Source organism: Pseudobutyrivibrio sp. MD2005 (genome assembly GCF_000621865.1).
Taxonomy (GTDB): domain Bacteria; phylum Bacillota; class Clostridia; order Lachnospirales; family Lachnospiraceae; genus Pseudobutyrivibrio.
In genome coordinates, this window is sequence record NZ_JHXE01000016.1 from 60014 (window position 1) to 72532 (window position 12519).

Below are 12519 nucleotides of genomic sequence, written 5' to 3' on the forward strand. Positions count from 1 at the left end.
TATGAATTTCATTTTAAAATACATTAAAAATTATAAAATAAGAGCAATACTAGCCCCACTATTCAAAATGTTAGAGGCGATATTTGAGCTTTTTGTACCACTTGTTATGGCATCCATTATTAACAAGGGTATAGCAAGCTCAGATACCCACTACATCATCAAGATGAGTGGGGTTTTATTATTTCTAGCTGTAGTAGGTTTGATGTTTTCCATAACAGCACAGTATTTTAGTGCGTATGTTGCAGTATATACAGCGGCAGACCTAAGAAGAGATGTGTTTGTTAAAATCATGTCTCTATCTCAGGGCACAAAAGAAAGCATAGGCGATGAAGTATTAACAACCAGAATCACAAACGATATTAATCAGATTCAAAATGCCATTAATAGAGTGCTGAGATTGTTCCTAAGATCTCCATTTATAGTTGGAGGTGCGATAGTAATGTCGTTTATTGTTGATGTTAAATCAGCATTTATTTTTATATTGGTAGTTTTAGCACTGAGTATTATTGTATTTTTAGTAATGAGATACACTTTACCAAGATACAAAAACATAGCTGCCAGAATGGAAAAAGTATTACATGCTACTTCTGAAAACTTAGAAGGCTCAAGAGTATTAAGAGCTTTTTGTCAGGTAGATGAAGAGAAAGCAGAGTTTGAAAAGAGGACAGCTAAATTAGCGGCTATGCAGATTAACACCGGAAAGGTGTCTGCTCTATTAAACCCTGTCACTTATGTTGCAGTAAACTTGGGAATAGTTTCTCTGATATATGTCGCAACAAAAAGAGTGGATGGCGGATTCATTTTGCAAGGTGATGTGGTGGCTCTTGTAAACTATATGAGTTCCATCTTAGTTGAGCTTATCAAACTTGCAAACCTTATTGTGATTTTGATGAAAGCATTTCCATCTGTAGGTCGTGTACAAGAGCTTATGGAGATTAAGTCTGATGAACGAGAGAAAATGTCATTATTAAATGACGAATTAATAATAGGCGGTTCGTGCAATGCTAAAGAGATTTCATTAAAGAATGTATCATACAGCTATCATGGCGCTGGAGAAATGGACCTTGAAAATATTAATGTGGAAATTCCAGCAGGTTCAGTACTTGGAATTATCGGAGGAACAGGTTCAGGAAAAAGTACTTTGCTTAAATTGCTAAATCACACCTATGATGTGACAGAGGGCACTATAGAAATAGGTGGTCAGAATGTAAAATCATTTGATGACAGCTACTTGGCAGATATGTTTGGTATTGTACCTCAGAAAGCATTTCTGTTCAGTGGAACAATAAGAAGTAACCTGGAAATGAATGGGAAAAATCCTGACGAGTGCGAAATTAAATCAGCTTTAAATATAGCGCAAGCGCTTGATTTTGTGGAAGCAAAAGAAGGCGGACTTGATGCAGAGGTTAAGGCCAAGGGGGCTAATTTCTCTGGAGGCCAAAGACAGCGACTTACTATCGCAAGAGCATTGATTGGTAAACCACAGATATTAGTATTAGATGATGCGGCAAGTGCTCTAGATCTTGCTACAGAGAAAAAGCTCAGAAATGAATTATTAAATCTAGATTGGAATCCTACTATTATAATCGTATCGCAGCGAGCATCTTCAGTAATGGAGGCTGATCAGATATTAGTGTTAGAGGATGGCAAGTGTGTAGGACTTGGTTCACATGATACTTTGATAAAGAACTGTGAGACGTACCAGGAGATATATTATTGTCAGTATCCTAGAGAGGAGGCATCAAATGAATAAATCCTCTCAAAGAACGATATTAAATCGTGTTTTAATAGAACTTAAATCCTATGCAGCGTTGGTTTCTTTATCATTGCTGTGTGCCTGCGCTACAGTTTATCTTACATTAAGAATCCCTATCCTCACTGGTAGGGCGGTAGACTGTATTATTGGTCCAGGACATATTGATTACAATTTGTTGGAATCTTATTTAAAAGAAATGAGTGTTTTGATTGCCCTTACATTCTTCACTCAGTTTATAATGAATAGGATCAACAATAATATCACTTACAATGTGGCAAAGAATCTTAGGGATAGAGCTTTTTCAAAAATGCAGAATATGAAGCTTGCTACAATCGATTCACATCCACATGGAGATTTTGTTAGTAGGATAGTATCTGATGTAGATACATTTACAGACGGATTGTTACTTGGCTTTACTCAGTTTTTCACTGGAGTTCTTACTGTTTTAGGAACTATATATTTCATGGTAAGAATATCTTGGGTAATAGCACTTATCGTTATTGTAGCTACACCTGCATCTCTTTTACTTGCTAAGTTTATATCAGAAAGAACATATAAATATTTTGGTGATCAGGCAAGACTTCGCGGAACAGAAACTTCTTATATAGAAGAGATGATTGTTGGTAAAGATATTGTAAGAAGCATGAATTATGAATCTCTCGCAGAGAATGAATTTGATGCTATGAACAATAGCCTTAGAGATGCTTCTCTAAAAGCTACCTTTTATTCATCGATTGTTAATCCAAGCACACGTCTTGTAAACAATATTATTTACGCAGCAGTAGGTGTTGTTGGTGCGCTTATGTCTATTGGTGGCGGAATCACAGTCGGAGGTCTTACCAGCTTCCTTTCATATTCTAGTACATATGCAAAGCCATTTAATGAAATATCGGATGTAATCACTGAATTTCAAAATGCACTTGCTTGTGCAGCCAGACTATTTGAAATGATAGATGCTGAAGTAGAAGTAGATAATGGAAAGAAGACCTTAGGCGAAATAAAGGGCAAAATTGAGTTTAAGGATGTATCCTTCTCATACGTTAAAAATAAAACCCTGATTGAACATTTGAACTTAACTGTAGAAAGTGGACAAAGAATAGCTATTGTTGGTCCAACAGGTGCAGGTAAGAGTACTATTATAAATTTACTTATGCGATTTTATGACATAGATGCAGGTCAGATTTTAATTGATGGCATTGATATAAGAGACATACCACTGGAAGAGCTGCGCCAAAGTTTTGGAATGGTGCTTCAGGAAACATGGCTAAAGAATGCATCTATAAAAGATAATTTAAAGATGGCGAATTTTGATGCCACAAATGCAGAAATAGTGGAAGCGGCAAAAGCAACTCATGCAGATAGCTTCATAAGAAAAATGCCATATAGTTATGAATCGATTTTGTCGTGGGAAGGCACTGCGTTGTCACAGGGACAAATGCAGCTTTTGTGTATAACAAGAGTAATGCTTAACATTCCACCTATGCTTATATTAGATGAAGCAACCAGTTCAATTGATACCAGGACAGAGCAGGAAATTCAAGCTGCATTTAATAAAATGATGAAAGGCAGAACTACATTTATTGTAGCCCACAGACTTTCAACTATCAGAGAAGCCGATGTAATATTGTTTGTAAAAGATGGTTCTATTGTAGAACAAGGAAGTCACAGAGAGTTGTTGCAGAAAGATGGCTTTTATGCTAAATTATATCAGAGTCAATTAGATTAGGAGAAAAAATGGAGCAGTATGTAATTAAGGGCGGCACAGCTCTCTCTGGAGAGGTAGAGATTAGTGGTGCCAAAAATGCAGCCTTAGGTATATTGGCTGGAGCCATAATGACAGATGAGACTGTTACAATTGAAAATCTACCAAATGTAAAAGATATCAATGTTTTGATTGGTGCTATTGAAGATATTGGTGCTTCAGTGGATAGAGTTGATGAGCACACAGTAAAGATTACTGGTTCTAGCATCACACGACTTTCGGTAGATTACGAATACATTAAAAAAATCCGTGCATCTTACTATTTAATGGGTGCGTTACTGGGAAAATATAAAAGTGCAGAGGTAGCTCTTCCTGGAGGATGCCTTATTGGATCAAGACCAATCGATTTGCACGTTAAGGGCCTTAAGGCTCTTGGAGCAAATGTAGATGTTTCTTATGGTCTTTGGTCTGCAAGAGCTGATAGACTTGCGGGAAATCATATCTATCTTGATAAAGTTTCTGTTGGTGCAACTATCAATATCATGCTTGCAGCGGTTCTTGCCGAAGGAAAGACTACTATAGAAAATGCAGCTAAAGAGCCACACGTGGTAGACGTAGCATCATTCCTTAACAGTATGGGTGCTAATATCCGTGGAGCCGGTACAGACGTTATTCGTATCGTTGGTGTTTCAAAGCTACATGGCACAACATATGCAGTTATCCCAGATCAGATTGAAGCTGGTACTTATATGTGTGCAGCTGCAGCTACTCACGGTGATGTTCTTGTTAAGAATGTTATTCCAAAGCACTTAGAGGCTACTTCAGCTAAGCTTATCGAGGCTGGTTGTGTTATTGAGGAATACGATGATGCAGTTAGAGTAATTGCTAAGGGCCGAAAGCTTTCTAGCACACACGTTACTACATTGCCTTATCCAGGTTTTCCAACAGATATGCAGCCTGAGATAACAGCGGTTCTTGCAATCGCAGAAGGAACAAGTACAGTTTCCGAATCTATTTTTGAGAATCGTTTCAAATACGTAGATGAGCTTGCCCGAATGGGAGCTACTATTAAGGTAGAAGGCACAGTAGCGATTGTTACTGGTGTTGAAAGATACACAGGTGCTCAGGTTACAGCACCAGATCTTAGAGCAGGCGCAGCACTTATTATTGCAGGCCTTGCAGCTGATGGAATCACAGTTATTGATGACATTAAGTTCATCCAGCGTGGATACGAAGATATAGTTGGTAAATTTACTAAGCTTGGTGCAACATTTGCAGAAGTTGACTCAGAGCACGAGCTTCAGAAATTCAAATTAAAAGTATCATAGAAAACAAGAGCTTTCAAAGCGTAATGCTTCGAAAGCTCTTTTATTTTGTGATAATATGAAGACATAGTATTGGGTGAAAGGAGAAAGAGCATGGAGCATTATAAGTTTTTTCAAAATAAAGAATGTGAATATTTTCCATGTCATAAGACAGATAAGCTAGAGGAGTTCAACTGTCTCTTTTGCTATTGTCCACTCTATCACTTGGGAGAAAATTGCGGAGGCAATTTTTATATAACGGAAAAGGGAGTGAAATCCTGCGTTAATTGTTTGCGTCCTCACATAAAAGATAATTATGAAGAAATAGTGAAAAAATTACGAAGCGAGATAAATTAACAGAAAAGTAACAATTTTGAGCTATGATGAAACAAACTAAGCGATAAATGCAGAAGAATCTGCAGATTATAGGAGGGGCGTCATGGCGAAAAATTCAAATGTTACAACGACAAAAGTTAAACGTAGTATAGGAAAAACATTACTATGTACGCTTTTGCCAATCATCATTGTTGGTATTACCGTAATTATGATTTTTATTGCTAGTAGTTCGAGCAAGGTAATGACGGAGCTGTCTTTAATGGATTTGGAGGCAGAAACAAGAGCAAATGCTGCAGAATTGGGCTCTAATTTTGAGATGATGACAGCACAGTTTGATATGTACTGCAATACTCTTGAAAGAGTTTATTTCGAGGATCAGCATGCAATGTACGAGTATTGTAAGCCATCAGCTGATTATGATGCAATTGACAATACTGGACTTTATGTAGGTTTTTCTGATGATACATATTTCTTTGCTAACGATACAGTACAGGCGCCTGACTGGAAGGCTTCAGAGCGTGGTTGGTATGCAGAAGGTAAAGATACAAAAGAATTTATCTGTACAGAACCTTATATTGATGCTGCAACAAACCAGATGTGCGTTACTTACGTAAGGTCTGTTGATTGTGCTAATGGTATGTTTGGTGTAGCTGCTTATGATGTATTTTTAACACAGCTTCAGGATGACGTATCAGCCCTCACTCCAATGAAAACTGGTATGTCAATCGTATTAAGCGGTGATGACATCATTTGCTATACAGATCCATCATTAAATGGAACAAAGGTATCTGATTCTAATGATAAGATGCTTATAGACGCAAAAGCATACATGGATACAAATTCTACTGATTGCGTAAAGCTCAATAATCCAGGTGTAGGCGATTTTTATGTATATTCAACACCAATACCTGGTACACCATGGCACTTACTATCAGCAGTATCAGTAAAAGATGTACTAGCTGAATCAAATCGTGTACTTATTCTATCTATGGTGGCTTTGCTTCTAGTACTTGTAGTTATAGTATTTGCCCTACTTGTCACTGTAAAGAAAGTAATTACAAAGCCAGTTAGTGGTTTATCACAGAGTATTCTTAAGATTTCTGATGGTGACTTTACTACAAAGATGCCAGAAGATAAGGGCGATGAGATTGGTCTTATCAGTAATGAAATGACAAAATTCGTTCAGATAATGAACGGCGCAATTGGTTCTATCCAAGGTAGAGCTGAGCAGTTGCAGCAGGATTCTGAAAGTTCTAAGACAGCATCTAGCCAGATGAGCACTGAGGCTGGAGATCAGTCAGTATCAATGGGACAGATTCAGGAAACAATGGACGACATTTCAAATGCTGTTGGAGAGCTTGCTGAAAATGCAACAAATCTTGCCCATGCAGTTTCTGATTTGACAGATAATGGAAATAGCACAAATGAGACAATGATTGCCCTAGTAGATCAGGCAAAGATTGGTCAGGAAGATATGACAGAAGTTCAGCGCAGCATGGATAACATCAATGAATCTATGAGTGAGATGAACGACGTTGTAGTAACAGTTGGCGAATCTGCTAAGCAGATTACAGATATTGTTCAGATGATTGACTCTATTGCAGAGCAGACAAATCTTCTTTCTCTCAATGCTTCTATTGAGGCAGCTCGTGCAGGTGAAGCTGGTAAGGGATTTGCGGTTGTTGCTGACGAAATCGGAAAGCTTGCACAGAATTCACAGGATGCAGCTAAGGAGATTGGAGATATCATTCGTCAGATTACAGGTCTTATCTCTGATTTGGCAGATAAATCTCAGAACAATATGGAATCAATCAATGCAAGTGGTGAGGTTGTAGAGAAGGCTGGAACAAGCTTCAGCAAGATTTACGAAGACCTTAACTCTGCAGCAGCTGTAATGCAGGATATGATTCACATGATGGGCGAAGTAAACGACATCGCTTCATCTGTAGCAGCAATTTCTGAGGAGCAGTCAGCAAGCTCAGAAGAAATCACAGCTACAATCTATACACTTACAGAGAGCGCAAATCATATTGCGACAGAGAGCCAGGGCGTAGAAGATGTTGCTAATTCAGTTTCAGATTCTGCACTTGCAATCAATGATGAGCTTGCTAAGTTCAAGATTGAGTCTGATTTTTAAGTAATGCTAATGCTTTGATAGGTGGCATTATAGTCAGAAAACGTGTACAATAGAAAACGGTAGCAGGGGTGTAGCAAATGCTGCACCCCTTTTTATCGGATTTTAGTTAAGGAGTTTTGTAATGGATATTTCAGAAAAGATTGAATTACATGATTGTCCTATCTGCGGCGGCGCAGGTCTCCTCGAGGAAGAGGACAGGGGCTTTTATGTAGCTTGTTTAGATTGTGGTAGCTACACAGGAACAGTTGGCTACAAGAATGAAGATGGAAAGCTTGAAGCTGCTGAGAAATCAGCAATGCTTTGGAACACTGGAAAGGTAATCAACAGCGCTCCAGGAGAGTAGAAAGAAGGGGATATTATGAAACAGACTCAGGATAAAGCCCGTAATCTTACAATGATGATGGATGAATACGAGCTTACTATGGCTAATGCGTATTTTAACGACCCTACTATCAACAATAACACAAGGGTTAGTTTTGACGTGTTCTATAGAAAGAATCCAGATGGGGGCGGATTTGCAATTTTTGCAGGTCTTCAGCAGGTTAAGGATTATCTGCTTAACCTACATTTTACAGATGAGGATATCGAATACCTAAGAAGCGTTGGGCATTTTACAGAGGATTTCCTTGCATACCTTAAGGATTTCAAATTTACAGGTGATGTGGATGCATTTCCAGAGGGTACAATCATGTATCCTAATGAGCCAATCATCACTGTTACAGCGCCAATCATCGAGGCTCAGCTTGTTGAGACCGAGATTCTTGCACAGGTGAATCATCAGTCTCTTATAGCTACAAAGGCAAGCAGAATTGTTCGTGCAGCAGCTGGCCGTGCTGTTTCAGACTTCGGTGCAAGACGTGCTCACAATAACGATGCAGCAATTTATGGCGCGAGAGCTGCTTACATCGGCGGCGCAAGCGGTACAGCAACTGTATCTGCAGGCCAGTATTTCAACATTCCAATTGGTGGAACAATGGCTCACAGCTATGTAATGTATTTTACATCTGATGATAACGATTATCGTACATCTGAGCTTGCAGCATTCAGAAGCTTTGCAAAGAGCTATCCAAATAACTGCATTTTGCTTGTAGATACATATAATGTTCTTAAGTCTGGCGTGCCTAATGCAATCAAGGTATTCCAGGAGATGAAGGACGCAGGCATAGAGTCAAAGAGCTATGGTATCAGAATTGATTCTGGTGACTTGGCTTATCTTACAAAGAAGGCAAGAAAGATGCTTGATGATGCTGGCTTTAAAGATGCTAAAATCATCGTAAGCAACTCACTTGATGAGTACACAATCACATCTATCCTGCAGCAGGGTGGACAAGTTAATTCCTTCGGCGTTGGTGAGAGATTAATCACTGCAAAGTCTGAGCCAGTGTTTGGTGCAGTTTACAAGCTTTGCGCTGTTACTAATGCCAAGACAGGTGAGACTATTCCAAAAATCAAGATTTCTGAGACTGTTGAAAAGATAACTAACCCTGGTCTCAAGGATGTATATAGAATCAAGGACGAGAGCGGTAGAGCCGTTGCAGACTTACTAGCAATTAAGGGTGAGACAGTTGATATGAGTGTTGAGGGCGGCTACAGATTCGTAGATCCAGAGCAGCCATGGAAGAGCACACACATCTTTGAAGGCTGCACAGCAGAGCTCTTGCAGAAGCCACTCATCATCAAGGGTGAGCCTGCATGTGAGGATGAGGATATGCAGACAATCAGAGCCAGAGTACAGGAGCAGTTGAGCTCTAGTGTATGGCCTGAGGAGCAGCGTTTCGAGAATCCACACAAGCATTATTTGGATATGACTCCTGCTTACTACAACATGAAGATGGAACTTCTTCGCAACGAGGATAAGTAAATTGGTTTTATCAGAACAGATTGAGATGTACAACAAAAAGCTCGCAGAAAGAGGGCTGGCCCTGATCCAAAAGGAGGAGGGGCTCAGCCTTACTGATGGCGAGCTTTCTATAATGGCAGATTTTAGAGAAATGCTGCCTAGACTTAAAAAGAGCAACCTGGAGCGCGAGATGCTGGTGAAGGCCGCCAGGATAAAGGGGCAGCCAATGCCACAGACTCTCATCGATGCTACAGCTGGATTTGGAGAGGATTCGCTGATTCTTGCAGCAGCAGGCTTTGAAGTGCGCCTTTACGAATTCGATGAGGTGATTGCACTTCTTCTGCAGGATTGTATGGACAGAGCTGCAGAAATACCTGAGCTTAAAGCGGCAGTGGGAAGAATGACTCTAATATCTCAGGATAGCGTGCAGGCCATGAAGGAGCTTTCCTATGAGCCAGATATCGTGCTTCTTGACCCAATGTTTCCTGAGAGACAAAAGAGTGCGCTGATAAAAAAGAAGTTTCAGTTGCTTCAAAGGCTGGAAAGTCCTTGTTCAAATGAGGATGAGCTGCTTGAGGCAGCGCAGCTGGCAAAGCCAAAAAGAATAGTAATAAAGCGTCCTTTAAAGGGCCCTTATTTAGCCGGCAAAAAGCCTAGCTACAGCCTCGAAGGAAAGGCTATCCGCTACGATTGCATGGTCTTCGCAAAATAAATGAACGAAACGAACATAATTCATCAAATGGCAATCTTTGTTCACGGAATACCCTCATTTATGTAATATCATAGAAATTACCACTAGAAGTGTGGATTTTTAGTTGAAGAGGGAAGTTTATGATGAAAAATAAACGTACAACCGTTAAAAGTCGAATCACGCGACATGTTATGCTAGCCCTTGTAGTTACTGTGAGCATTATGACAATTGTAAATGTAATTTACTTGTCTAAGCGTATCGTGGAGCAGCAGGAAACAAAGCTGGAGCTTGCCACGCAAGTCAGCGCCAATAAGGTAGATAACTGGCTAGAGGACATGGGAACTGTTACAGAGGATATGGCTAGTACCCTTACAGCTTTAGGTGATTTGAACCAGGTAACAGTACGTGCCGTTGTAGATAGAGTAGCCCTTAATCATCCTGAATTTTTCTATGTATATTTTTCAGATAGACTTGGCAACATGACTATGGCACGCGGAGTAGATTTTGCACCAGGCGTTGACCCTAGAGAAAGAGGCTGGTACAAAAAGGCCGCAGAAGCTGGACATACTGTTGTCATTGATCCTTATTCAAGTGCCACAAGGCCAGATGTTATGATGGTTACCATAGCAACACCAGTATATTGGGGCTCAGAACTTGTAGGCGTAGTTGCTGTAGATGCAGATATCGAAAGCATTCAAAGCTTTATGTCTACTATCGATTTTGAGGAAGGCTCATATGGCTTCCTGTTAGATAGCAATGGAAACATAATAGTTCATCCTAATTCAGACTATAATCCTACTTCAGAAAAAATAACTTCTGCCATAGAAGTTATGCCGGAATTAAAGATAGTAATTGATAATATAGATGCTGATTATGTAAAAGCAAAAGATTATACTGGCAAGAACATGGTGTATTCAGCAGTTAAGCTGGAGGGTAGCAACTGGATAGTTACAGTGGCTTACCCAGAGGCAAGTTTCTTGTCACATGTAGATAAGGGAATCAGACTTAGTTTCATAGTGGCAGTGATTTGCGTTTTGTTAGCGCTAATCGATATCCAATACACAGTACGCAAAGTGCTGAAACCACTTGATAATATTGAGCCGGCAATGGATAGAGTCGTAAAAGGCGATTTTACAACACAGATTAATTTCGCTACTGCAGATGATGAAATTGGCGATTTGCAGAACAAGCTGGCTATTTGCCTGGCAATGCTATCGGATATCATTCATGAGCAGAAATACGTCCTTGCCGAAATGGAAAAGGGCAATCTTGCGGTTGAAGATATTGACGATTTACCTGGAGAATTAAATGAGATTGCAACTTCAGTTAATTCTATAAAGAACACATTTAATGATATAATCAGTGATATTCAATTCTCAGCAATCAATTTACAAAGCTTTGCAATGGGAATTAATGAAACAAGTGACTTAGAGGAAATGAGATCCGTGTTCGAAGAGCTGTCCTATGAGGCCAACGCTCTTATGGACAAAACATCCAAATTTATTACGGTCCCAACTGGTCAAAAAGATTAGAAGCGTATCCGCTAAAATGTAGATTTTTGCTGATAATTTCATTGTTTGGACAGCAAAAAGTCATACTTTATGCTTATTCTCTACACATTTATAATGTACAATGTTGACACAGAAAGGGAAGAAGTGAATCCGAAAAGGAGGGTCCCAGCTATGGACAATGAATTTAAAGAGTACATTACATTTGTGGTTAATACAAAGGATGGCCACGAAGTCGAAATGGCAGTTATAGATCAATTTGAATTTGAAAACAAAGGATATGTAGCTGCGGCACTTGTTGAAGGCGACACAGTTAGCGATGAGGGATGTTTCATCTATAGAGTTAAGGTAGATGAGGATGATTTCAAGGTAGAAAAAATCACCAACCAAATCGACTACAATAGAGTTGCAGAAGCATATATGGATATGATTTAAGACTCGAAAGGACCAGTTTTTACTGGTTCTTTTTATTTTCAGTCATTTCAATTATAATTAATATATATGGACGGATTGTCCTTTTATCAACATGGAGGGAAGCTGTATGGAATTTGCAAAACTAGATCACGACCGAAAAAATCGCACAGGCTTTCCTGAAGTGATATTTTGTGAGAGTAAGCCAGATGATTTTCTGGTTGGAATATATAAAAAGATGTACGAAGCTGAAGGCCAGGTATTTGGTACCAGAGCTACCGAACATCAATATGAAATAGTAAAGGCGGCGCTTCCAAACGCCCAGTACGATAGTGTCAGCAGAATCTTAAAGGTAGTATCAGAGGATGCGGCAGCACCAGAGCTTGTTGGGGAAATAGCTGTGGTAACAGCTGGCACAGCAGATATTCCAGTTGCCGAAGAAGCTGCACAAACAGCAGAGTACTTTGGCGGTAAAGTAAATCGTATATACGATGCAGGGGTTAGCGGTATACACAGATTACTTTCAAACGTCGATACATTAAACAGCGCTAATTGCGTGGTAGCAGTAGCAGGCATGGAAGGCGCACTGGCATCTGTCGTAGGCGGTCTCGTAAAAGTGCCGGTAATTGCTGTTCCTACCAGTGTTGGATATGGGGCCAACATGGGTGGCATATCAGCGTTGCTTACAATGATTAATTCATGCGCTAACGGAATCTCCGTGGTTAATATAGACAATGGATATGGGGCGGGCTATATTGCAACGCAGATAAATAGGTTGGCTGTGTTTGGAGGAGAAGGTAGGGAATAAGAATTATATAGTGATTGAATTGTGGG

At 39.6% G+C, this 12519-nt stretch carries 11 protein-coding genes; all 11 read left to right on the forward strand.

Translation table 11 applies throughout. The annotated features are described in order from the left end of the window. Position 1: 1 nt before the first annotated feature. The 11 genes from T498_RS0107380 (at position 2) to larB (ending at position 12493) form a co-directional block, all read left to right on the forward strand. Positions 2-1753: an ABC transporter ATP-binding protein gene (locus T498_RS0107380; RefSeq protein WP_028235353.1), complete on the forward strand. Its 1752-nt coding sequence runs from the start codon at positions 2-4 to the stop codon at positions 1751-1753. Next, complete coding sequence (locus T498_RS0107385) at positions 1746-3482, forward strand: ABC transporter ATP-binding protein (protein WP_028235354.1); 1737 nt, start codon at positions 1746-1748, stop codon at positions 3480-3482. The genes T498_RS0107380 and T498_RS0107385 overlap by 8 nt, the downstream gene beginning before the upstream one ends. Positions 3483-3490: 8 nt before the next feature. Continuing rightward, positions 3491-4786, forward strand: a complete 1296-nt coding sequence (locus T498_RS0107390) for a UDP-N-acetylglucosamine 1-carboxyvinyltransferase (RefSeq protein WP_028235355.1) — start codon at positions 3491-3493, stop codon at positions 4784-4786. A gap of 90 nt (positions 4787-4876) precedes the next feature. After that, positions 4877-5119, forward strand: a complete 243-nt coding sequence (locus tag T498_RS17230; RefSeq protein WP_028235356.1) for a cysteine-rich small domain-containing protein — start codon at positions 4877-4879, stop codon at positions 5117-5119. A gap of 82 nt (positions 5120-5201) precedes the next feature. Then, positions 5202-7235, forward strand: coding sequence for a methyl-accepting chemotaxis protein (locus T498_RS0107400; protein ID WP_028235357.1), 2034 nt, complete (start codon positions 5202-5204; stop codon positions 7233-7235). 121 nt (positions 7236-7356) lie between these two features. Next, entirely contained in the window at positions 7357-7578 is a 222-nt protein-coding gene (locus T498_RS0107405; protein ID WP_028235358.1) for a Lar family restriction alleviation protein, read from the forward strand. A 15-nt stretch (positions 7579-7593) separates the two neighbouring features. Continuing rightward, the gene (locus tag T498_RS0107410) at positions 7594-9096 is read left to right on the forward strand and encodes a nicotinate phosphoribosyltransferase (RefSeq protein ID WP_028235359.1); all 1503 of its coding nucleotides are present in this window, start codon (positions 7594-7596) and stop codon (positions 9094-9096) included. A 1-nt stretch (position 9097) separates the two neighbouring features. Then, positions 9098-9787 carry a class I SAM-dependent methyltransferase gene (locus tag T498_RS0107415; RefSeq protein ID WP_242839216.1) on the forward strand — a complete coding sequence of 230 codons (690 nt, stop codon included), beginning with the start codon at positions 9098-9100 and terminating at the stop codon, positions 9785-9787. Positions 9788-9906: 119 nt separating this feature from the next. After that, positions 9907-11298, forward strand: a complete 1392-nt coding sequence (locus tag T498_RS0107420) for a cache domain-containing sensor histidine kinase (protein ID WP_028235361.1) — start codon at positions 9907-9909, stop codon at positions 11296-11298. A gap of 150 nt (positions 11299-11448) precedes the next feature. Next, entirely contained in the window at positions 11449-11709 is a 261-nt protein-coding gene (locus T498_RS0107425) for a DUF1292 domain-containing protein (protein ID WP_051524662.1), read from the forward strand. 106 nt (positions 11710-11815) lie between these two features. Next, positions 11816-12493, forward strand: coding sequence for a nickel pincer cofactor biosynthesis protein LarB (larB, locus tag T498_RS0107430; RefSeq protein ID WP_036978093.1), 678 nt, complete (start codon positions 11816-11818; stop codon positions 12491-12493). The last annotated feature ends 26 nt before the right edge of the window (positions 12494-12519 follow it).